Origin of the sequence: Arthrobacter sp. AFG7.2, assembly GCF_002892835.1 — a bacterium.
Lineage (GTDB): Bacteria > Actinomycetota > Actinomycetes > Actinomycetales > Micrococcaceae > Arthrobacter.
In genome coordinates this window covers 101,002-123,260 of record NZ_PJMB01000001.1, presented here as the reverse complement: position 1 = coordinate 123,260, position 22,259 = coordinate 101,002, and the positions used below count along the sequence as shown (strand labels likewise).

At 66.8% G+C, this 22,259-nt stretch carries 20 protein-coding genes; 12 read left to right on the top strand and 8 right to left on the bottom strand.

Going from position 1 to position 22,259, the window contains the following annotated elements:
- Positions 1 to 35: 35 nt before the first annotated feature.
- Both CXX84_RS00575 and CXX84_RS00570 read right to left on the bottom strand, forming a co-directional pair.
- Entirely contained in the window at positions 36 to 674 is a 639-nt protein-coding gene (locus CXX84_RS00575; RefSeq protein WP_102974800.1) for an isochorismatase family protein, read from the bottom strand.
- Positions 674 to 2,002, bottom strand: coding sequence for a nicotinate phosphoribosyltransferase (locus tag CXX84_RS00570; protein WP_102975320.1), 1,329 nt, complete (start codon positions 2,000 to 2,002; stop codon positions 674 to 676). The genes CXX84_RS00575 and CXX84_RS00570 overlap by 1 nt, the downstream gene beginning before the upstream one ends.
- Before the next feature lie 214 nt (positions 2,003 to 2,216).
- Between CXX84_RS00570 and clpS the strand changes: the two genes are divergently transcribed.
- From clpS to rdgB, 6 genes are all read left to right on the top strand, one after another.
- Positions 2,217 to 2,600 (top strand): ATP-dependent Clp protease adapter ClpS, encoded by a 384-nt coding sequence (clpS, locus tag CXX84_RS00565; protein WP_102974799.1) that lies wholly within the window; start codon positions 2,217 to 2,219, stop codon positions 2,598 to 2,600.
- Positions 2,593 to 3,159, top strand: coding sequence for a DUF2017 domain-containing protein (locus tag CXX84_RS00560; protein ID WP_102974798.1), 567 nt, complete (start codon positions 2,593 to 2,595; stop codon positions 3,157 to 3,159). The genes clpS and CXX84_RS00560 overlap by 8 nt, the downstream gene beginning before the upstream one ends.
- A 123-nt stretch (positions 3,160 to 3,282) precedes the next feature.
- Positions 3,283 to 4,281: a glutamate racemase gene (murI, locus tag CXX84_RS00555; protein ID WP_102974797.1), complete on the top strand. Its 999-nt coding sequence runs from the start codon at positions 3,283 to 3,285 to the stop codon at positions 4,279 to 4,281.
- A complete protein-coding gene (locus CXX84_RS00550) occupies positions 4,278 to 5,075 on the top strand; it encodes an MBL fold metallo-hydrolase (protein WP_102974796.1) in 798 nt (265 codons plus the stop codon). Before murI ends, CXX84_RS00550 begins: the two co-directional genes overlap by 4 nt.
- A gap of 55 nt (positions 5,076 to 5,130) precedes the next feature.
- Positions 5,131 to 5,889, top strand: a complete 759-nt coding sequence (gene rph / locus CXX84_RS00545; protein WP_102974795.1) for a ribonuclease PH — start codon at positions 5,131 to 5,133, stop codon at positions 5,887 to 5,889.
- On the top strand, positions 5,886 to 6,539 hold the full coding sequence (gene rdgB, locus CXX84_RS00540; protein ID WP_102974794.1) for an RdgB/HAM1 family non-canonical purine NTP pyrophosphatase: 654 nt from the start codon (positions 5,886 to 5,888) through the stop codon (positions 6,537 to 6,539). Before rph ends, rdgB begins: the two co-directional genes overlap by 4 nt.
- Before the next feature lie 97 nt (positions 6,540 to 6,636).
- On the opposite strand, the gene CXX84_RS00535 is transcribed toward rdgB, so the two are convergent.
- Complete coding sequence (locus CXX84_RS00535) at positions 6,637 to 7,434, bottom strand: VTT domain-containing protein (RefSeq protein WP_102974793.1); 798 nt, start codon at positions 7,432 to 7,434, stop codon at positions 6,637 to 6,639.
- 67 nt (positions 7,435 to 7,501) lie between these two features.
- On the opposite strand from CXX84_RS00535, the gene CXX84_RS00530 reads away from it, so the two are divergent.
- Entirely contained in the window at positions 7,502 to 8,509 is a 1,008-nt protein-coding gene (locus tag CXX84_RS00530) for an exonuclease domain-containing protein (RefSeq protein ID WP_102974792.1), read from the top strand.
- 59 nt (positions 8,510 to 8,568) lie between these two features.
- Here CXX84_RS00530 and CXX84_RS00525 read toward each other — a convergent pair whose 3' ends face one another.
- Positions 8,569 to 9,699 (bottom strand): ADP-ribosylglycohydrolase family protein, encoded by a 1,131-nt coding sequence (locus CXX84_RS00525; RefSeq protein WP_102974791.1) that lies wholly within the window; start codon positions 9,697 to 9,699, stop codon positions 8,569 to 8,571.
- A 159-nt stretch (positions 9,700 to 9,858) separates the two neighbouring features.
- On the opposite strand from CXX84_RS00525, the gene CXX84_RS00520 reads away from it, so the two are divergent.
- From CXX84_RS00520 to CXX84_RS00505, 4 genes are all read left to right on the top strand, one after another.
- On the top strand, positions 9,859 to 10,836 hold the full coding sequence (locus CXX84_RS00520; protein ID WP_102975319.1) for an aquaporin: 978 nt from the start codon (positions 9,859 to 9,861) through the stop codon (positions 10,834 to 10,836).
- A gap of 57 nt (positions 10,837 to 10,893) precedes the next feature.
- On the top strand, positions 10,894 to 12,075 hold the full coding sequence (locus tag CXX84_RS00515; RefSeq protein ID WP_102974790.1) for an exonuclease SbcCD subunit D: 1,182 nt from the start codon (positions 10,894 to 10,896) through the stop codon (positions 12,073 to 12,075).
- Entirely contained in the window at positions 12,072 to 15,146 is a 3,075-nt protein-coding gene (locus CXX84_RS00510) for an AAA family ATPase (RefSeq protein ID WP_102974789.1), read from the top strand. The genes CXX84_RS00515 and CXX84_RS00510 overlap by 4 nt, the downstream gene beginning before the upstream one ends.
- Before the next feature lie 96 nt (positions 15,147 to 15,242).
- Positions 15,243 to 16,607 carry an MFS transporter gene (locus tag CXX84_RS00505; protein WP_223252910.1) on the top strand — a complete coding sequence of 455 codons (1,365 nt, stop codon included), beginning with the start codon at positions 15,243 to 15,245 and terminating at the stop codon, positions 16,605 to 16,607.
- On the opposite strand, the gene CXX84_RS00500 is transcribed toward CXX84_RS00505, so the two are convergent.
- Positions 16,604 to 17,338 carry an IclR family transcriptional regulator gene (locus tag CXX84_RS00500; protein WP_102974788.1) on the bottom strand — a complete coding sequence of 245 codons (735 nt, stop codon included), beginning with the start codon at positions 17,336 to 17,338 and terminating at the stop codon, positions 16,604 to 16,606. The two genes, CXX84_RS00505 and CXX84_RS00500, sit on opposite strands and share 4 nt — an antisense overlap.
- A gap of 275 nt (positions 17,339 to 17,613) precedes the next feature.
- On the opposite strand from CXX84_RS00500, the gene CXX84_RS00495 reads away from it, so the two are divergent.
- Positions 17,614 to 18,945: an MFS transporter gene (locus tag CXX84_RS00495; protein ID WP_102974787.1), complete on the top strand. Its 1,332-nt coding sequence runs from the start codon at positions 17,614 to 17,616 to the stop codon at positions 18,943 to 18,945.
- Positions 18,946 to 19,085: 140 nt separating this feature from the next.
- On the opposite strand, the gene CXX84_RS00490 is transcribed toward CXX84_RS00495, so the two are convergent.
- From CXX84_RS00490 to CXX84_RS00480, 3 genes are all read right to left on the bottom strand, one after another.
- Positions 19,086 to 19,733: a phosphoribosyltransferase gene (locus tag CXX84_RS00490; protein WP_102974786.1), complete on the bottom strand. Its 648-nt coding sequence runs from the start codon at positions 19,731 to 19,733 to the stop codon at positions 19,086 to 19,088.
- A 136-nt stretch (positions 19,734 to 19,869) separates the two neighbouring features.
- A complete protein-coding gene (locus CXX84_RS00485; protein ID WP_102974785.1) occupies positions 19,870 to 20,697 on the bottom strand; it encodes an alpha/beta fold hydrolase in 828 nt (275 codons plus the stop codon).
- A 69-nt stretch (positions 20,698 to 20,766) separates the two neighbouring features.
- A complete protein-coding gene (locus CXX84_RS00480) occupies positions 20,767 to 22,170 on the bottom strand; it encodes an amino acid permease (protein WP_102974784.1) in 1,404 nt (467 codons plus the stop codon).
- Positions 22,171 to 22,259: the final 89 nt, after the last annotated feature.

Here is a 22,259-nt window from a genome sequence, read left to right as displayed (position 1 = left end):
CCCGCCCTGAGAGCGGCCCGGGTAGTTGTCCTGGCTCAGGAAACGTCCACGCCGCCGAGTTCCATTTCGGCAACCGCATCCTCGAGGTCCTCCGCGATTCCCGCGGTCAGGGAGCGGAGGACGGAGACGGAGTAGCCTGCCTGGACAGCGTCCAGTGCCGTGGCCATGACGCAGTAATCGGTGGCGATCCCCACCACGACGACGTCCTCGACGTCGTGGCTCTGCAGCCAGTCGTCCAGGCCGATCGCGTCCTCGTCCGGAACAAGGCTTTTGGTGTCCGCAGGGCCGGGCAGGGCTCCGGGCTGGCGTTCTCCGGTGGGCACAGCGTCCTCCGGCGCCAGCAGGCCTTCAAAGCCGGAGTAGGCAGCGGCAAACTGGCCTTTTTGGAAGTAGGCCTGGATGTATTCGGTGTCCAGGTCCGGATGCAGCTCGGCGCCCGGAGTTCCCGCTACGCAGTGCGGGGGCCAGCTGTCCTTAAAGTCAGGAGTTTCGGAGAAGTGGTCTCCCGGATTGATATGCCAGTCCTGGGTGGCAACAATGTGGTCGAACTCGCCTTGATGGGCATCAACATATTCGCTGATGGCGCCGGCGACGTCGGCGCCGCCTGATACGGCAAGCGAACCGCCCTCGCAAAAATCGTTCTGGACGTCGACGATGATCAGTGCCCGGGACATCAGTTCTCCTCATAGATGGTGGGGATGGCTGCTTCCCCGCGCTGCAGGCGGTTCACCACAGAGGGCAGCTCTGCCATGGAGTCCGCGTGGCGCTGGCGGGCGCGAAGCACTCCTTCGTGGCCGGTCCAGCCCGGCAGCAGCTCCCCGTTCTTCATGAACTGCTGCAGCAGGGGGCGGTCATTTCCGTCATCCTCCGGCCGGTGGCCAACGCCCACCACTTCCGCCGTGGCGATGCCCCGCTCGTTCAGTTTGCGCAGTGCATACTTCCGTCCGCCTACGCTTGCCTTGTTCTTGGCGGCCTTGGCCACCGAGACAAAACTGCCGTCGTCGTCCGTCCGGCTGACCAGTTTGTAGACCATGCTGGCCGTGGGTGCTCCCGAACCGGTCACCAGCGAGGTGCCTACGCCGTAGGAGTCCACCGGCGCCGACTGAAGGGCGGCGATTGCGAATTCGTCAAGGTCAGAGGTGACCACGATCTTGGTGTTTTCGTTGCCAAGGTCGTCAAGGAGCGTGCGCACCCACTGAGCCTGCGCCACCAGGTCACCGGAATCCAGCCGGACCGCTCCCAGGCGCGGACCCGCAAGGTCCACGGCCGTACGGACCGCCGTTTCGACGTCGTACGTATCCACCAGCAGGGACGTGTGGTCCCCGAGGGAGGCAATCTGTGCCTCAAAGGCGTCCCGCTCCGTATCGTGCAGCAGCGTGAAGGAGTGGGCGGCCGTTCCTACGGTCTTGATGCCGTAGCGGATGCCGGCTTCCAGGTTGGACGTGCTGTCGAAGCCGGCGATGATCGCTGCCCTGGCGGAGGCGGTGGCTGCCTCCTCATGCGTGCGCCTGGAACCCATCTCGATGCAGGGCCGGCCCCCGGCGGCACTCACCATCCGGGAAGCCGCGGAGGCGATGGCGCTGTCGTGGTTCAGCACGGACAACAGGTAGGTCTCCAGCATGCACGCCTCGGCGAAGGTGGCCTCGACGATCAGGATGGGGGAGTTCGGGAAGTACGCCTCGCCCTCGGGGTAGCCCCAGATGTCACCGGAAAACCGGTAGGACGCGAGGTACTCGAGGGTTTGCGCGTTCACCACGTTGGTGCGCTCGAGGAACTCCAGCTCGGCTTCCCCGAAGCGGAAGTTCGCGATCCCCTCGAGCAGCCGTCCGGTGCCTGCCACAATGCCGTAGCGCCGGCCATCCGGCAGCCGGCGGGCAAATGCCTCGAACACCGACTTGCGGTGAGCGGCTCCGGAATGGAGCGACGCCTGCAGCATGGTCAGCTCGTAATGGTCAGTGTAAAAGGACGTGCGGGGATGGTCCCAGCCGGCTGAGGTACTCACGAAAATCACTCTAGTCCCCACCGGCTCCCACGTCTCGCTTCGCTTCGCCGCGGGGCCCTCGCCGGAGTGGGCCCACCCACCGGCTCCCACGTCTCGCTTCGCTTCGCCGCGGGGCCCTCGCCGGAGTGGGCCCACCCACCGGCTCCCACGTCTCGCTTCGCTTCGCCGCGGGGCCCTCGCCGGCGTGGGCCCACCATCCCCATAGAATGGACAGATGACCATTAGCGTTGCGCCCGGCCCTGATACTCAGGAGGGCACCCGGACCGGAACAGCCGAATCCACCGATTCGCTGACCGCACCGGACATCCCCTGGAACCTGGTGATCTGGAACGATCCCGTCAACCTCATGAGCTACGTGAGCTATGTTTTCCAAAGCTACTTCGGCTACTCCGAGAGCAAAGCCAACAAGCTCATGATGGAGGTCCACAAGAAGGGCCGCTCGATCGTTTCCTCCGGCAGCAAGGAGCAGGTGGAGCGCCACGCGGTGGCCATGCACGGTTTTGGGCTGTGGGCCACGGTGGAGAAGGCGAGCGGCGGGCCAGGCGGCAACTCAGGCAAGTCCGGGGGCCCGGGCCAGGGCAGGGGGAAACGTGGCTAAGGCATTCAAGTACGGACTTAAGGGCATCACCGGCTATCTGGAACCGGCGGAGCGGGACCTGCTGCGCAGCCTCATCAACGACGTCATTTCCATGCTGCAGCCCGAGGAACGGGCCGGCCAGGATCCCCTGGCCGCACTGATCGGCCTGGACATGGACGTCGCCGAGCCCTCGGACCGGGCCGTCAAGCGGTTGCTTCCGAACGTGATGAAGGACGACGGCGCCGCCTCCCTTGAGTTCCGCCAGCTCACCGAGCGTTCGTTGCGGGAAACGAAGATCGGCGCCCTTCGCGCGGCAGCGCTTGACCTGGACAAGGACGAGATCGTGCTCAGCCCTGACGGCGCGCGGCACTGGTCAATGGCCCTGAACGACGTCCGGCTGGTGCTGGCCGAGCGGCTGGACATCCAGGACGAGGAGGACGCGGAACACGTCCACCTGATGCAGGACTGGTCCCAGGCCGAGGATGTGGAGAGCTACCTGGCCCTGGTCTACAACTTCGCCACCTGGCTCCAGGAGTCACTGGTCCAGGCCATGCTGCAGTCCCTGGATACGCGCCGATGAGCGGCGGCGGCCGTTTCCCGTCCTTGGGTTGTGACCCAACAGACATGAGCTGCTCGCCACAAGGCCATGGCTGGAGCTGCAGCGAAGACCTATCCTCGAATAATCATGAGTAGAGCCTCGAGCATGGACCCCACAGCCGGAGCTGCAGCCGGGTCCCAAGCCAGCGACTTCCCTGCCGCCGCCCTGGAGTCACGTCCCATTGGCGTATTCGATTCCGGGGTGGGCGGCCTGACGGTGGCACGGTCCATCATCGACCAGCTGCCCAACGAGTCCATCCTTTATGTGGGGGACACCGCGCACGGGCCCTACGGGCCGCTACCCATCGCGGAGGTGCGGGCCAACGCCCTGGGTGTGATGGACGAACTCGTGGACTCCGGAGTCAAGCTGCTCACCATTGCCTGCAACTCGGCGTCGGCCGCCGTCCTGCGCGACGCCCGGGAACGTTACACGGCCCGGTACGGCATTCCGGTCATCGAGGTCATCCAGCCTGCGGTGCGGCGCGCCGTTGCCGCAACGCGCAGCGGACGGGTGGGGGTCATTGGCACGTCCGCCACGATCGGCTCGCGGGCCTACGAGGACACGTTCGCCGCGGCGCCGGACCTGGCGATCACCTCGGTGGCGTGCCCGGAGTTCGTCAGCTACGTGGAAGCCGGCATCACCACCGGACCGGCCCTGCTGGCCGTGGCTGAGGAGTACCTGGCGCCGCTCAAAGCCGCCGGAGTGGACACCGTGGTGCTGGGCTGCACGCACTACCCGCTGCTCACCGGCGTCATCTCCTACGTCATGGGGGCGGACGTGACACTGGTGTCCAGCGCGGAGGAAACAGCAAAGGACGTCTACCGCGCCCTGGCCACCCATAACCTGCAGCGCATGGATGATGCGCCGCCGGAACACCACTTCGTCGCCACCGGGGACGCCGGGCAGTTCGAGGCCCTGGCACGGCGGTTCCTGGGTCCCGAAGTCCTCTCCGTCCGGCACGTGGACCACGTGTCCGCGCAATATCCCACCGGAAGCCTGGCCCGGATCACGCCCGAGATGATCGCCGCCGCCCAGACTGCTGCGGCACGCCCAAGGATTTCCAATTTCGTGGGCAGCTCAGTGACCGGAGGCACCGGCCTGTGAAGCTCACCATCGTAGGATGTACCGGCTCCTTTCCAGGCCCCGGATCACCGGCGTCGTGCTACCTGCTGACCGCGCACGACGGCGAGCGGACCTGGAAAGTGGTCATGGACCTGGGCAGCGGAGCACTGGGCGCCATCCAGCGGTACACCGACCTGGAGGACATCGACGCGATTTTCCTCACCCACCTGCACCCGGACCACTGCATGGACCTCTGCGGCCTCCACGTAGCCATCCGCTGGAAGCCCGGCGGATGGGGCCGCGGGCGGATCCCGGTATGGGGACCGGCCGCCACGGCGGACCGGATGGCCACCGCATACGGCCTGGACCTGGACCCCGGGATGCATGAGGAATTCGACTTCACGAACTGGACGGAACGCGAGGCCGTCACCGTTGGGCCGTTCACCGTCACGCCCTTCGCCGTCAACCATCCCATCGAGGAGTCCTACGCCCTGCGGGTGGAGGTGGTGGAGCCCGCCAAGGACGGCACCACGGTGTCCCGGACCCTGACCTATTCCGGTGACACAGACTCCTGCGCAAGCCTGGAGGAGGCCGCCAAGGACGCTGACCTGTTCCTGTGTGAAGCTGCCTTTGAGGAAGGCCGGGACGACGGCGTCAAGGACGTCCATCTGACCGGCAAGCGTGCAGGGGAGGCCGCGGCGGCGGCGGGGGCACGCAGGCTCCTGCTGACGCATATTCCGGTGTGGACATCACAGACCACGGTGATGGCCGAGGCCCGGCCGGTGTTCGGCGGCGATGTCGCCGTGGCAGTGGCCGGGGTCCACTACACCATCTAGGCTCCCAAGAATCAGGCCCGGCACTGGCCGCACGCGCAGTGGATAAGCTAAAGGCATGACTTCTGAAGCAACTGCAGTGCCCATTGTGCGTGCCGATGGCCGCGCCCCCGACCAGCTCCGGCCCATCAGCATCACCCGCGGATGGTCGAACCAGGCCGAGGGATCGGCCCTGATCGAGTTCGGCAACACCCGGGTCCTGTGCACCGCATCCCTCACCGCGGGGGTCCCGCGGTGGCTCAAGGGTGAAGGCCGCGGCTGGGTGACGGCGGAGTACGCCATGCTGCCGCGTGCCACCAACACCCGCTCCGACCGCGAATCGGTCAAGGGCAAAATCGGCGGCCGCACCCACGAAATCTCCCGGCTCATCGGGCGCTCGCTGCGCTCGATCATCGACACCAAGGCCCTGGGAGAGAACACCATCGTGCTGGACTGCGACGTCCTCCAGGCCGACGGCGGTACGCGCACGGCAGCCATCACCGGGGCCTACGTTGCGCTCGCGGATGCCATCCGCTTCGCCCGTGACAACAAACTGATCGGGAAGAACGCCCAGCCCCTCATTGACACCATTGCCGCCGTGTCCGTGGGCATCATCGACGGCGTTCCCATGCTGGACCTGCCGTACGTTGAGGACGTCCGGGCGGAAACTGACATGAACGTGGTGGTCACCGGTTCCGGGAAGTTCGTGGAGGTGCAGGGGACGGCGGAGGGCGCCCCCTTTGACCGTGCCGAACTGGACCAGCTCCTGGACCTTGCCCTGCTGGGCACCACGCAGCTCGCAGCGATCCAGCGCGAAACCCTGGCGGACACTCTGTGAGCACAGCCGGCGGCATTGTTCCCCGCCTGGTCCTGGCCACGCACAACAAGGGCAAGCTCAGGGAGCTGCGTGAGCTGCTGCGGGGGCAGGTTCCGGGGCTCGACGTCGATACCCAGGTGGTGGACGCGGCGGCGGCGGGTGCGCCGGACGTCGTCGAAACCGGCGTTACTTTTGCTGAAAATTCGCTGCTGAAGGCGCGCGCTGTTGCCGAGGCCACCGGCCTGGTCGCCATCGCCGACGACTCCGGCCTCGCCGTGGACGTCATGGGCGGAGCGCCCGGGATCTTTTCGGCCCGCTGGGCCGGAAGCCACGGCGATGACGCTGCCAACCTGCGCCTGCTGCTCAGCCAGCTCACCGATGTGCCGGACCTCCACCGCGGCGCGGCGTTCGTTTGCGCCGCAGCCCTCGCGGTACCTGACCGGGACGGCAGGCCCGGCCGTGAAGTGGTGGAATACGGGCAGCTGGAAGGCATGCTGCTGCGCGAGCCGCGGGGAGGTGGCGGTTTCGGTTACGATCCCGTGTTGCAGCCCGCTGGGGAGGACCGCAGCTGCGCGGAGCTGTCGGCCGAGGAAAAGAATGCCATCAGCCACCGCGGCAAGGCCTTCCGCGCGTTGCTGCCGGCCATTGTCGAGGCCCTGCAGGCCGGCTAGGTTCCTGCCGGCCATGTGCCTCGGCGCCATCCTTAAATACCTGTGCTCCCCGCCTGGACGGGGAGCACAGGTATTTAAGGATCGATTATGAGGGGCGCTACTCCACCGGGCGGGTGCTCTGGATATCGCGCGGAGTCTTGTGCTCAACTTCGGGGGCATGCTCTTCGATGAACTCATCCACGGGATCGGTTCCGTAGGCCTTGGCCTGCCGCCTCGCGGAGAGGCCGCGGAGGACCTCCACGCCGATGGGGAGGACGGAAACCAGGACGATTGCGATGAAGATGATGTCCAGGTTGTCGCGGACCCAGGGGATGCGGTCGCCGAGCAGGTACCCCAAAAGGGTCACGCCGCCGCCCCACAGCACCGCGCCGATGACGTTGAAAAGGAAGAACTTCTTTTTGCTCATCTGGGCAACGCCAACGATGACCGGAACAAAAGTCCTGATGATGGGGACGAAACGGGCCAGGATCAGGGCCTTGCCGCCGTGCTTTTCGAAGAACGCGTGCGCATTTTCAACGTTCTCCCGCTTAAAGAGGCGGGAGTTGGGCTTGTTGAAGATCGCGGGGCCGGCTTTTGACCCGATGAGGTAGCCGGTCTGGTTGCCCACGATGGCCGAGATGATGATTAGCAGTGCAAAGAGCCACACGTTGAACTTGATGGTATCCGTGGCCACCAGAAGGCCTGCGGTGAAGAGCATGGAGTCGCCGGGCAGGAAAAAGCCCACCAGCAGGCCGGTCTCCGCGAAGACGATGCCGCACACCAGCAGGACAACCCAGGGTGCCAGGGCAGGATCGGCCAGGAAGATCTGGGGGTTCAGCCAGTCGGGCAGGAAGGAAGCCAGCTGCGGCTGGACCGGTCCGGCCCCGCCCAGCATGGACACAGCGAGGTCATTCATCACAGGAAAGTTCACTCCTCAAGGGTACTTGACAGGTTTGGAGCGTCTCCGGCGGTAAGGTTGGCCCGTGGGTTTGGACTTTACGGCGATCGACTTCGAAACTGCGAACGGCTTCCGGGGCTCGCCCTGTGCGGTTGGCCTGACCAAGGTCAGGGGCGGGCGGATTGTGGAGGAGGCCTCGTGGCTGATGCGGCCGCCGCAGAACCACGACCACTTCGATTACCACAACGTCCGGATCCATGGCATCCGGGCTGACGACGTGGCCGGGCAGCCCCGCTTCGGTGACCTCTTCCCTGAAATCGGCGCCTTTATTGGCGACGACATCCTCGCGGCGCACAATGCCGCCTTCGACCTCGGGGTGATCCGCTCCGGGCTTGAAGTCTCGGGACTGCCGGGGCCCGCGTATGACTACGTCTGTACCGTGATGCTCTCCCGGCGGTGCTATTCGCTGGTGTCCAATTCGCTTCCTTTTGCCGCGGAGGAAGCCGGCGTGCCGCTGGTGAACCATCACGACGCCGCTGAGGACGCCCGGGCGTGTGCTGGAATCCTGATTGATATTGCCGGGCGCAACCAGGCCAACAGCATCGCCGAACTTTACCTCTCCCTGGGGCTGGTCATGCCGCGCCAGCCGGCTTTTAATCCGGCGACGGATGTGTTGTCCAAGGCCAGCCTTGCAGCACTTGCCGCCGCCGGCAGCACGGCCGCTCCGCTCAGGCCCTTCCTGGCTGGCTGGCCGGAGGAGGGGCCCAACCCGCTCCCGAACCCCGACGCCGAGCCGGGCCATCCGCTGTACGGGCAGACGGTGGTCTTCACCGGAGACCTGGCCATGGGGCGGCCCGAGGCAAAGAAGCGCTCTGCGGACGTCGGTGCGCGGCCGGAAAGCAGGGTAACCGGACGAACCACCGTCCTGGTGGTGGGGGACGGTTTTGTTGCCTCAGATCTCCGCTCGGGCAGGCTGACCGGCAAGGCTCGGAGGGTGCTGGAACTCCACGGGCGGGGGCAGGCGATTGAGGTGCTCTCCGAAGGTGAGTTCCTTCAGATGGTGGGCGATTTTGCGGTGGCAGCCCCAGCCTGAAGTGCGGGTTCCCCCAGTGCCCTGGACTGGTCCGGAGGACGTCCGCGAGGCGTACCCCCTCAGCCTTCGCCGGTCGTGACTCCCACCAGCAAACCGGCCATGCCGCGGATGGCTTCCGGCGCCTCCAGCGCTCCCAGCCAGTCGGCGGGCAGGCACTCCTCCCCGTAGAAGGCGCCCAGGATGTTTCCCGCCAGTGAACCGGTGGCATCGCTGTTCCCGCCGTGGTTTACCGCGAGGGCAACCGCCTCCCGGAAGTGCCGGACAGGGAGCGTGTCCGCGCCGCCGTCGTCCGCCCCCTTGCCGCCCTTGCCGGCGGGGGCCGTAGCGTTGCCGGCCCGGGGGAGGGTGGCGAGCACCGCGTACAGCGCGACGGCGAGGGCTTCTTCTGCCGTCCTGCCTTCTCCGAGCATTTCGGTCAGTTCTTCCGGCGCAACTACGCCCTTGGCGGCAAGCTGCAGCGCGGCGTCGAGGCGCTCCGGAAGTTCCGGCGCCACCTCATTGAGGGCATGGGAATGCGCGGATACTGCGGACGCCGCTTCCAGGAGTCCTTCGCCAGACACCAGCCGGTGAATCAGCAGGCTGAAGATCCCGGCCGTTTGCCGCGCCGCCGGGTGGCCGTGCGTCAGGGAGGCGGCATCGGCACTCAATTTGTAGACGGCCTCGGGTGTGATGTGCGGGATCAGTCCGAACGGTGCGGAACGTACCACCGTGCCGGGGCCCTTCGACCCGGCGTTCACCGGGCGGACGGACGTCCCCATCTCGCCCGTCGCCAGCCCCGAGATACATGTTTCGCAGGGCTCGCGGCGCTGGTGAAGCACAACCTGCCGGTCGATCCAGCGGGGCTGGGGCACCGGGGCGGATGACGGGGCGTCCTCCCCCTGGGTGGCAAGCCAGCGGAGGTACGCGAGCCACAGGCAGGCGTTCACATCCGCTCCCACGCCTGAATTGGCCCACTCCGGCGCCTCAACCAGCCCGTCCACGGTGTACAGGGTCAGCTCGGTCTCGTCGGAGAATCTTCCTGCGGGCAAGGCATCGAAACCGGCGATGCCACCCGCACCAAAACGGCGCCGTATTTCCGCCATCGAATCGGTGCCGACGGCGTAGCCCAGCGAATCACCCACAGCGCCCCCCAGCAGGCAGCCATGGATACGGGACGTCAGGGACGCGGGCGCGCCGGGTTCGATGCTCATGCTGTAAATTTACCGCGGCAGGCACGTCCGGCCGGACCGGTGCCGCCGCATCCAGCCCGGGAATTGTGCAGGCCCAGCAAACGTCCAGCGCGGGCTGGAATAATGGAGGGGTTGCCCGGCGGCAGCACCACCATCTTCTGCCTACCAAAAGGTCCCACCATGAGCATGTCCGCCCCTGACCGTCACGACGCTGTGCTGCCCCGCGGTACGGCGGCTCCCCGTCCCGGGCTCCTGCCGAGGCTGGGGGCCGAGGCGTTCGGAACCTTGTTCATTGTGGTGGCCGGACTCGGGGTGCCGCTGTTCACCATCCCCGACTCCAGCCCTCTCCCTGCGGCACTGGCCGCCGGCCTCGCCGTTACCGCAGCCATGCTCGCGTTCGCACGCGTCTCCGGCGGCCATTTCAACCCGGCGATCACGGTGGGCCATCTCCTGGCCGGCAGGATCCGGGCCGGAGCTGCTGCCGCCTACGTGGGCGCACAGCTGGCCGGGGGCCTGGCGGGAGCCCTCGCGCTTTACGGAATCCTCCGCACCCTGCCCGGCATCACCGACAGCCGTACTGCCTTTGATACTGTCACTGCCGGTTTCGGCGAGCACTCCATCATCCAGGCGCCGCTGGCTGCGGTGCTGCTCCTGGAAATGCTTGGCGCCGCCATCATCGTTGCGGTCTTTTTGGGTACAGCCGGCAGGGACATTACCTTTGGCAGGGAGAACGGCCGGCTGAATGCCGGGGACAACGGCGGACGGGCTGCCGTCGCCGTCGGCCTGTCCTTTGCGGTGCTCCTGCAGCTGGGCCAGTCGGTTGGGAACCTGCCGTTCAATCCAGCCCGTGCGGTCTCCTCCGCGCTGTTCAGCTCCGGCTGGGCAGTGGGCCAGCTCTGGGTCTTCCTTGCCGCCCCGCTGGTGGGTGCTGCCATCGCCGGGCTGGTTTTCCGGAGCTTCGGCGCCGCTGCTGATGCCGATGCTGCTGCCGATGCGGGGCCTGCACTTCCGGCGGAGTCCGGAGCAGCCGGCGAGGCGGGGGAGCCCGCCCCGGAAGCGCAGGCAGTCACCGCGGACGAAGGCACCGGCGGCGGCACGGACGCACCTCGGCCGCGGGCCAGCGAAGCCCAGGAGTTCTTTGATGGCAAGCGGGGCTGATACGCGGTGACTGTGGCGGTTGCCCGTGCTGTCAGTGCCTGCCGATAGCTTAAGAACATGCGGTTACTCCATACATCGGACTGGCATCTGGGGCGGTCCTTCCACGGCGTTGGCATGCTGGCTGCCCAGCGCACCTTTGTCGACCAGTTGGTCGGCACCGTCACTGAACACGGCGTGGACGTTGTCATGGTGGCCGGGGACGTCTACGACCGCGCCCTGCCAGGCGTTGACGTGGTCCGCCTGCTGGATGAAACCCTGGTGCGCCTGACCTCCGCGGGCGCACAAGTGGTGCTGACCAGCGGCAACCATGACTCCGCCATCCGCCTGGGTTTCGCATCCAGCCTCCTGGAACGCGGAGGAGTCCATCTCCGGACCAGGATCGAGAGCCTGGACACGCCCCTGCTGCTTCCTCTTGAGGGTGCGCCTGCCACCGGTGCTGAGGCTGTCCTGGCCATCTACGGCATACCGTGGCTCGAGCCCCGCCTTGTCGCTGAACAGCTCGGGGTGGACACCGCCAGCCACTTTGAGGTCACCCGGGCCGCAACAGGCATGATCCGCGAGGACATCGAACGGCGGTCAGCCTCGGCCACCGTCCATTCGGTGGTACTGGCGCACACCTTTGCCAGCGGCGGGATCAGCTCGGACAGCGAACGCGACCTCAGCATCGGTGGCGTCGGAGCGGTCCCGCTGGACCTCTTCGACGGCTTCAGCTATACCGCGCTGGGGCACCTGCACGGACGGCAGACCCTTTCACCACAGGTGAGGTACTCGGGCTCGCCGCTGGCGTACTCCTTTTCCGAGGCCAGCCACCAGAAGGGCGGCTGGCTCGTGGATGTTGGAGCCGAGGGCGTCCGTTCTGTCCAGGAAGTCCTGTGGGAAGGGCCCCGCACACTGGCCGTGCTGCGTGGCCCGCTCGCAGAGCTTCTGGAATCACCGGATCACCAGTGGGCGGAAACAGCCTATTGCCAGGTCACCCTCACGGATTCCCAACGCCCCGCCCGGGCCATGGAGCAGCTGCGAACCCGGTTCCCGGACACCCTTGTCCTCGGTTTCGATCCGGAAGGGGGAACGGCCGCCGGCACCTCCAGTTACAGCAGCAGGCTCGCTGAGGCACCGGACGATCTCTCTGTATGCTGCGGCTTTCTGGAACATGTGCGCGGCCGCGTTCCTGATCAAACCGAAAAAGCCGCGCTTGCAGCCGCGCTGGAAAATGTGCGCGCCATGGAGGCTTCACGATGAGGATCCACCGCTTGCTGATTTCCGGTTTCGGCCCTTTTGCCGGCACTGAGGAGATCGATTTCGACAGGCTCAGTGCCCACGGACTCTTCCTGCTCAACGGGCCCACCGGTGCCGGAAAGACCAGCGTCCTCGATGCCATCTGCTTTGCCCTTTACGGCTCCGTGCCGGGAGCCCGCCAGGACGGCAAGCGGCTCCGCAGCGACCATGCGGAACCGGCGCAGGAACCTGCCGTGACCTGCGAGTTTTCCGCCCAGGGCCGCCGCTTTGAAGTGACACGGTCCCCGGCCTGGGACAAGCCGAGCACCCGGGGGAAGAACGGCTTCACCACCCAGCAGGCCAGGACGTTGCTGCGCGAACGCGTATCCGGAACATGGACGGACAAGTCCGCCCGCAACGATGAGGCCGGCGTTGAAATCCTCGCCCTGCTGGGTATGGACCGGGAGCAGTTCACCCGCGTTGTGATGCTGCCGCAGGGCGACTTTGCTGCATTCCTTCGGTCCAAGGCCAGCGACCGCCTGGACCTTCTGCAGAAGCTGTTCGGCACCGAGCGGTTCGAATCAGTGGAACAGGAACTCTCGCGCCAGGCGCAGGAAGCCAAGGAGGACGTCGCCGTCCTCGTTGGCCAGCTCGAACTCCTGGCTGCACGGGCAGAAGCCGAGACCGCCCGCCTCGCCCTGGACGGCGACGGCGACGACGCGCCTTCGCCCGACAACACCCCTGCACGCCTCGGCTGGCTCGAGGAAGCAGTGTCTGGACGGCTTCAGGACCTGGCAGGGCTGGCAGAACGGGCAGAAACGGCCAGCAGCGAGTGCAGGAAGGCCGTGGAACTCGAAGCGGCACGCGGGGACCGGCGACGGAAACTTGATTCCGCATCAGCCCGGAAGGCGGCGGTGGAGCAGGGGGCGCACCTGCTCCAGAACCAGCTCCTCAGGCTGTCCCGGCACCGGAAGGCGGAGGTCCTGGCGGGGCAGCTGGGCACCGTGGATGCCAGCGCCGCCAAGGCCCGGAGCGCAGCCACCGCCGTGGAATCCGCCTTCACCCTGCTCAGCCTGGCCTCGGGGGAGGACCCCGAACTGGCCGAACTGGAACTTCAGCTTGGGGCAGATGCCGCCGCCGGCCAGCCGGGCCCTGTTGCCGGTGCTGCCGCGGAGCTGGGACGCCTGCGCTCCCTCCTCGCCGTGGTTGAAGCGCGGCTTCCTGACGAGGACCGCCTGCAGGCCCTTCGGAAGCGGCACAGTGGGCTCGTCAAAAAACAGCAGGAGCTGGTCACCGCGCTCGCCGCAGCGGGCAGGCACAGCCAGGAACTGCAGGACGAGCGGGACCGCCTCACTGACGGACTTCAGGACCTGGAGGAGCGCGCAGGGGCCGCGGCCCTGCGCCTCAAGGAAGCCGCCGCCGCGGAGGAACTGCTGGACGTCGTCAGGCGCTACGGTTCCGCTGTTGCTGCCCGCGACCAGGTAAAGGTCCGCTACGAGGAATCCCGTGAACGGCAACTGGACGCAAAACGCCTCTGGCTGGATCTGAGGGAGCAACGGCTTGCCAATGCCGCTGCTGAGCTGGCAGCCAAACTGGTGCCGGGGGACCAGTGTCCCGTCTGCGGCAGCGAAGACCACCCTGTCCCGGCCACCGGCGGCTCCGGAGGTCCGGCGCTCGCGCAGCAGGAGGAAGATGCGCGGCTGGTGTATGAAGCAGCAGAGGCTGCACATGCCGTGCTGGCCGGCCAACTCGGGGACGCCAGCCAACTGGTGGCCGTCCTCGCCGGGCAGGGCGGGGACACGGAAGCGGACGAGGCCCTCAGCGGAGCCGGGAATGCGCGGAGGGCAGCCGCCGATGCCGGCGAAGCGGTAAAGGAACTCAAAGCCGTACGGTTGCGGCTCGAAAAGCTTGACGCGGACAGTGCGGCAGCTCTGGAGGCCCGCACCGGCACTGAAGGCGAGCTTGCCCGCACCAAGGCATCGCTGGCCGACGCCGCCGAACAGACCGCAGCCCTTGACCAGGCGCTGGCCGGACTGAGGGGAAGCCATCGCAGCCTGTCCCTGCGATTGCGGGCGCTGGAGGACGCGGCAGCGGTGCTCGCCAAGGCCGTTGAGGCACAAGCGCAGCTCGAGCGGACGGAGGCACAGGCTGCCGAGGCTCTGGAACAGCTGAACCTGGCGCTGCCCGCAGCCGGTTTCGCGTCGGCTGAGGAGGCCCGGGAGCAGTTGCTCGACGATGCTGAGGCAGCAGCACTCCAGATGCAGGTGCGGGCAGCCCAGGATGAGGAAGCCCGGGTGGCGGAACTGTTTGTTTCCGAGGACGTCCTGCTGGCACTGGAGGAGAAGTCCGCGGGCTACCAGGTGGACGTGGAGCGGCTTGGTGCCCTCCGTGAGGCCGCAGCCCGTGCCCTCCAGGACGCCCGGGATGCGGACCTCGCTGCCGGGTTGGCCGCCCGGTGCCTGGCCTCGGTGCGCAGCATCCGGGCCGAATACAACGAGCTGGCAGGGGCGGCACGGCAGCCTGCAGAGCGGGCACAGATGCTTGCCGGACTGGCCGACGCCGCCGCTGGACGAGGCGAGAACACCTACAGGATGAGTTTGAACAGCTACGTCCTGGCTGCCCGCCTGGAACAGGTGGCGCTGGCGGCCTCCGAACGCCTGGTGGCCATGAGTGACGGCCGCTACCTGCTCCAGCACACGGACGCCAGGGCTGCACGGGGCGCAAAGTCCGGGCTTGGCCTGGAAGTCGTGGACCAGTGGACCGGGTTCCGGCGGGACACTTCCACCCTGTCCGGCGGAGAATCCTTCATGGCCTCCCTGTCCCTGGCACTTGGACTGGCGGACGTCGTCCAGCAGGAAACCGGCGGAGTGGAAATTGAGACCCTGTTCGTGGACGAGGGGTTCGGAAGCCTGGATGAACAGTCCCTGGAACAGGTGATGGACGCCCTGGAAGGGCTGCGGGACGGCGGCCGCGTGGTGGGGCTGGTCAGCCACGTCGCGGAGATGAAGCAGCGGATTGGTGCCCAGCTCCAGGTACTGAAGGGACGGAACGGCTCCACGCTCCGCATATCGGACGGGGCGGAAGCTCCAATGTGACCGGAAGGCTGCCTTCCGGCCGGATATACTGGGACAGTTACCGGGTTGCGTGCATCGGGAGGAGGGACGATGCGCACGATCTGAACGAGCCCGGAATTGAACTCACCACTTTCACCCGACAACACCAAAGTCTCCCGCTCCGCCGTCGAAGAACCGCCATCGCTCCCGGCGCCTTCACGAGCTCCCGCTCCCGCAGCCCAGGCCCCAGTGGAAATCCCCGCTGCCGCCCGCGGCAGGTTCGCCACATTGCCCCTTCTGGCGGGCCGTGCCTTTATTCCCCTGGGCCTGTTCGCCCGTCTTCCGCTGGCGATGCTGACGGTGGGGACACTCACACTTGTCACGTCAGCCAGCGGTTCCTACGCATTGGGCGGGATGGCCGCCGGGGCCGTGGGCATTGGTTCTGCTGTGGGCGCTCCTCTGCTGGGAGCCCTCGCCGACCGGCGGGGACAACGCCCCGTCCTTTTGCTGGCCGCACTCCTCAACAGCATCGCCGTGTTCTCCCTGATCCTCGTGGTCTGGGCGACCGGAGGGGCGCCTGGTGTGCCTGCCGCAGTACTGGCTGCCGCCTTCCTCTCCGGCGCCAGCTGCCCCCAGGTGGGGCCGCTGGCCAGGGTCCGGTGGATGGCACTCACCTCCAGCGGCGCTGCCACTGACCAGGCACGCAACCTGGACACGGCACTTTCCTACGAGAGCACCGCGGATGAAGTGACCTTTGTCCTGGGCCCGGCGCTGGTGGGGCTCCTGGCCAGCCTCGTCGCGCCCTGGCTGCCCCTCGCCCTGGCGGTGGTCCTGACCATCACGCTTGTTCCCGCCTTTGCCGTCCACCCCACCCACCGGGCGGTTCCGCTAAGCCGCCCTGCGACGGAGAACTACACGCCCGCCCATGAAAAGACCGTTCGCCGGCCGTTCCCGGCAGCAGTTGCCCTCCCGGTACTGGCCATGGTGTGCATGGGTACCTTCTTCGGCTCCACCCAAACCGCCCTGAGCTCCTTCTCGGCTGGCTTTGCGGGCTCGGAAGCGGCCGGGCTGTTGTACGCCGTGATGGGCCTGAGCTCAGCCGCAACGGCGCTGTCCGTTGCGTATTGGCCGCAGGGCTTCAGGCTCTCCTGGCGGTGGGTATCGTGCGCCGGGCTGATGGCCGCGCTGTCCCTGCTGCTGTTCCTGCCGTCATCGATGCCCGCAATGGTGGCAGTGCTGCTGATCCTGGGCCTCCCGGTGGGGCCGGTCATGGTCACGGTCTTCGCCGTCGGCGGTCTCGTGGCTCCTGCCGGCCGTCTTGGCACGGTGATGACCGCCTTGGCCAGCGGCATTGTGGCCGGCACGGCGCTCGGCTCATCCATTGGCGGCCAGCTCGCCGAAAGCCACGGTTACGCGGGTGCCTTCCTTGTCCCGGTCTGCGCGGCGGCTGCGCTTGCGCTCCTGGGTGCGGGAGCCGCCGTCGTTCTTCGCAAGAAAGCTTAGGCCAACTGCCGCTCAATCCTTGCGGCGCTGTCCGCCAGGGCAGCGCCTACCGTGGCGGGGTCATGGTTTGAGCGGATGTAGACGACGGCCAGTGCGGCGGGGCGGCCGCCGGGAACCCGGACGGGCGCCGCCAGGGAGGAAACCCCGGCAATGACTTCGTCGTGGCTGGCCGAGTAGCCGGTGTGCCGCGCTTCGGCAGCCTCTGGCCGGTAGGGGACGCCCGTTGCCAGCCGGTCCCATTCAGCTTCAGTAAGCGCAGACTGGATGGCGATGCCCGGGGCGCCGGCGTTGATGGGGTGGCGGGTGCCGGGATGCTGGGCCACCGTGGCGCCGGAGTGCCGGGGTTCCACGGTGAGCAGGGTGATGCAGTCGTGGTGGTCCCAGACAGCCACGAACGCAGTCATGTCCAAGGTGTTCGCCAGTTGCGTCAGTTCCGGGAGGGCGGCAGCCTGCAGGTTGCGGGACACGCCGCGAGCCAGAACGGCAAGCCCCGGACCTGGCTGGACCCGCCCGGCGTCATCGCGCACGAGGAGCGAGTGATCCTCCAGCGTGCGGAGGATCCGGTAGGCCACCGACCGGTGGACGCCCATGGCGTCTGCCAGTTCCGCGATGGTCAGCGGCCCGGCGGCCGCCGCCAGGATCTCCAGGGCGCGGATCCCCCGGGACAGGGTCTGGGAGGGGGAAGCCTGCGCCGGCGCTGCTCCGGCCGGGGCTGAAGCGGTGGGATTCATGATGTCCATCCTAGGTGGCGGGCGTCGGTGGCAGCTGCCGGCCTTGGCTGCTCTTCCGATGTGCCGGCCCGGTGCCGGCGTCCTGAATATGAAACGGCAGTCCAAATATAGAACTGGAACCAGATGCTGGTCTATTACCGCCGCCACCCAGAATAATTTTCACCGGAGCGTGTCCCGTCTCACATTTTCGTAGTACCCTACTAACTAACTGACCGTTCTGTCGGTAATCCTGAAGGCGTCCCGGCAGCGCTGCTGCCTTGAACAATGGAGTTTCAATGACCACACCTTCCAAGGTGGACACACTCGCCGGTCCCAGTTCCCGGCGGGAGGAACGCAAGGTCCTCGCCGGCACCCTCGTCGGTACCACCATTGAGTGGTACGACTTCTTCATCTTTGCGCAGCTGACCGCAACGCTGCTGTCGCCGCTGTTCCTCGCGCCGTTGAACCAGTCCAACCCGGGGCTGGCGCAGATCCTGTCCTTCGCCCTCATCGGCATCAGCTTCCTCTTCCGGCCGCTTGGCGCCGTTGTGGCCGGGCACCTTGGCGACCGCCTCGGCCGCAAGGCAATGCTCGTCTTCACGCTGGTGATGATGGGTGCCGCCACCGCCCTGATCGGTATGCTGCCCACCTACGCACAGATCGGTGCCTGGGCCCCGATCCTCCTGATCCTGCTCCGCATCATCCAGGGCTTCTCGGCCGGTGGCGAGTGGGGTGGAGCCGCACTCATGGCCGTTGAACACGCGCCGCTGAACAAACGCGGCCTGTTTGGTGCCTACCCGCAGATCGGCGTGCCCATCGGCATGATCCTGGCCACCGGCCTCCTGTTCTTCCTGAACAGCAACATGTCCAAGGAGGACTTCGCTGCCTGGGGCTGGCGGGTGCCGTTCCTGCTCTCCATCGTCCTCATTGTGGTGGGATACCTGATCCGGCGTGCCGTGGCCGAAAGCCCCGTGTTCCAGGAAATGGCCGCCCGGAAGCAGGAAAGCAAGGCGCCGCTGGGAGAACTGGTCCGGAGCCACAAGAAGCCGGTTCTGTACTCCACCATGATCTTCATCGGCAACAACGCTGCGGGATACCTGCTGATCGCGTTCTTCATCGCCTACGCCACCCGAACACTGCAGATGCCCACACCGCAGGTTCTCCTGGCCACCACCCTGGCATCCTTCGGCTGGCTCATCTTCACCCTGGCCGGCGGCTGGCTCTCGGACCGCATTGGCCGGGTCAAGACATTCCTTACCGGCTACGCCATCATCTTTGTGTGGATGATTCCCATGTTTGCCCTCATCGACACCAAGAACATCTGGCTGTACGGCCTGGCGCTGTTCGTCCTCACCATTGGCCTCGGGTTGTCCTACGGCCCCATGTCCGCCATGTACGCCGAGATGTTCCCCGCCAATGTGCGTTACTCGGGGATCTCCATTGGTTACGCCTTCGGCGCTATCCTGGGCGGCGCTTTTGCGGCGACCATCGCTGAAACCCTGCTGCAGGCCACCAAATGGACAGGCTCCATAGGCATCTACATCATGATCCTTTGCGTGATCTCCGCTGTCGGGGTCGTCCTGGCAAAGGAGACCAAGGGCCGCCCGCTGGGAGTCAGCCACCACTAATCCCCACCGTCCCCCTGGCCTCGCTTCGCTTCGGTCAGGGAACCCTGACGGAGTGGGCCCCACCCGTAATGAGGGCGGGTCCGGACCTTGCAGTCCGGGCCCGCCTTCATCGCGTTCGGGGTGCCCCGTCTCCGGTGCTGTTACTGCCTCAGGAAGCTGATGGCATCGTCGTCGGACAATTGCTCAAAATGCCGGTAGAAGCTGCCAACCGCCCGGAACTTGCCCGGCAGGTGCAGGCACAGCACGGCATCGCATGCCCGTTCCACGGAGGCCTCTGCGTCAATGGAGCCAACCGGGGCAGCGGCTACCACGGTCGCCGCGCCGCCCTCGCGCACAGCTTCGACTGCCGCCCTCATGGTGGCCCCGGTGGCCAGTCCGTCGTCAACCAGCAGGACGGTTTTTCCTGCCACGTCCAGATCCACTCGCGGGTAGACCTCTACGCGGCGGAGCAGTTCCGTCCGTTCACGCTGCTCCACCTCATCCAGCCACTCCTGGCGGACGCCGTGTTCGAGGACGCGGTCCAGCAGGGGCTTGTTAATCAACCTGACCGTACGGCCGCGGACCCAGGCCAGTGCCCCGAAAGCAGTTTCTTCATGGCCGGGTATGCCGAGCTTCCGGACAAGGACTGTCCCCAAAGGAAGGTAGAGGGCTTTGGCGACGGCGGCCGCAACCGGAATGCCGCCCCTCGCCAACCCCAGGACGACCGTGTCCGGCCGCTCCCGGAACTGCGTCAGGATGGCAGCGAGGCGTTCGCCGGCGTCCGTGCGGTCTTCGTAAAAGGTGCCCATCAATCCCTCCAGGCTTCTCCGGCCTGAAAGTCAGCCTACCGTTTGTGGATGCAGCCGGCGCCATCAAATGCTGCCGGATCAGGCGTCTGCCTACGGCGAGCCGGCCGCCAGGAGGGCACGCCCGCCAGCCCTGCTCCTAGGTCCCCAGGAACGAGACAGCCGCCTGCTTGAAAGCCCTGCTGGTGACGGCGTTTGTGTGGTTCCGGCCCGGCAGGATCAGCTGCTCGGCCATGGAGCCTGCATTCCTGGCCAGCTCGGCCAGCTGCGGCAGGCTGCTGAGCCGCTCATCCTTGTCCCCGGACACCAGGAGCATCGGGACGCGGGGGACAGCCTCCGAGGGGTCGTAGGGCTCGGCTTTGATGGCTTCCACCAGGGAAAGCAGCGCAAAGATGTTGTTGTTCGGAAGCAGCAGGGCCATTTTGAGCAGCTGGGCGGTGGACTCATCCGCGATGGGCGTGCCGTCCGCCAGGTAGTCCTGTGCAGCACGAAGGTCGAACTCGGCCAACGGATCAGAGACGTTGGGACCTCCCAGGACGAGGCGGTGGGTAATCTCCGGTTGGGTGGCGCCGAACTCCCACGCGAGCCGGGAGCCCAGCGAGTAGCCAACCATGTCAAGCCCGCTGGAAGGCTCGCCCTCCTCCAAAGGCCGCACGCCGGCGTCGAATGCGGTCTGCAGCAGGTCTGCCCGGATCCTGCTGGGGGAGTAGGAGTCGCGGTCTTCAGGGGCTCCGCTGCGGCCGTGGCCGGGCAGGTCCACGGTGATGACGCGGCGGCCGGCGGCCAGGAGTGCCGCCACCCAGCCGGTGTCCTCCCAGTTGAGCTTGCTGGAGGAGGAAAAGCCGTGAACCAGAAGGACTGGGCGCAGCCCCGCGTCCGCACCTGGTTCATGTACTGCCACATAGAGTTGCGGGTCCGTGCCCTCCACGGTGTGCGTCTGCTGTTGGCCGGTGTGCCTGCCGCTCATGGTGTCAGTCCTCATCAGGTACGGCGCCGGACGGACCCGGCGCTTCGGTGCCTCTTGCTTTGAAATACTCTACCTGCGGGCACGCTGCCGGGGCTGGCCGGTCCTTTGCGTGAACCGGGCACCCACAGCAGAGGCCAGTGCGATCCCGGCGACGAGGGCAAATGTGCTGAAGAGCTGGATCCGGCTGCCTTCCGCACTGAAGCCCACGGCGAAAATCAGGGCCAGCAGGACAAGGCCCAGGATGGTCAGGCCGGGAAATCCCTTCATCCGCAGGGGCAGGGCCGTGCCTGCCCGGTCTGCGCGACGCCTCAGGATCAGCTGCGAAACAAGGGCGCTGCCCCATACCACCAGGCACGTGGATCCCACGAGCTGGAACAGGGCCGGCAGGATCCGTTCGGGGAAGAGGAGTTCCAGGACTGTGGCGATGAACCCAAAGGCTACTGACACGCCGACAGCCAGCATGGGCACGTTCGCGCCGCCCAGCCGGGAGAGGAAGCGCGGGGCGGCGGAGCGCTGCGCGAGGGAGTAGGCCATGCGGGACGCCCCGTAAAGGTTCGCGTTCAGTGCCGAAAGGAGGGCGACGACGGCTACCAGGGTGATGGCGGTGCCGGCGCCGGGGATCCGCGCCGCGTCCAGAACGCCGGCGAAGGGTGAGGCCAGGCTCTCCGAGGTTGCCGGAAGGACAGCGGCGATGACAAAAACGGAACCGATGTAGAACACCAGGATGCGCCAGACAACAGTGCGGATGGCCTTGCCGACGCTGCGTTCCGGGTTTTCCGTTTCCGCTGCCGCCACGGACACGATTTCCGTTCCCCCGAACGCGAAGATGACCACGAAGAGGGCGGAGGCAATGCCGCCCAGGCCGTTGGGCGCGAAGTCAGCGGTCAGATTGGACAGACCGGGCGAGGCGACCCGCGGCAGGAGGCCCAGGAGCAGGGCGGCGCCCACTGCCAGGAACAGCACGATGGCAGCGACCTTGAGAATGGCAAACCAGAACTCGAATTCGCCAAAGTTCCGCACCCCCGCCAGGTTGATGGCGGTGAAGACCACCATGAACACCAGCGCCAGCGCCCACACCGGAATCACCGGCCAGACGGAGAACAAAAGGGCTGCAGCCCCGAGCGCTTCGGCCGCAATCACCACCACCAGCTGGAGCCACCACAGCCAGCCGATGGTGGCCCCTGCCGTTCGTCCCAGGGCGCGCTCAGCGTAGACGGAGAAGGCGCCGCTGTTCGGGTTGGCAGCGGCCATTTCGCCCAGTGCCCACATGACCAGGATGATGAGGGTTCCGGCGACGAGGTAGGAGATGAGGACGGCAGGACCGGCCGCCTGCACGCCCGCGCCTGAGCCCAGGAAGAGCCCGGCTCCAATGGCGCTCCCGAGCCCCATCATGGTCAGCTGGCGGGGCTTCATGCTGTGGACAGGGTGCAGACGGTGCCCTTTGGTGCGGGTTGTGGTGGACTTCATCGTCATGCCGTGGACCTTCTTGGGGTTTTGATGGTGGCTCCTTGTGCGACCACTTGAATTTACCGTCTCCGCCCGGCAGTTGGTATTCGGTGCGG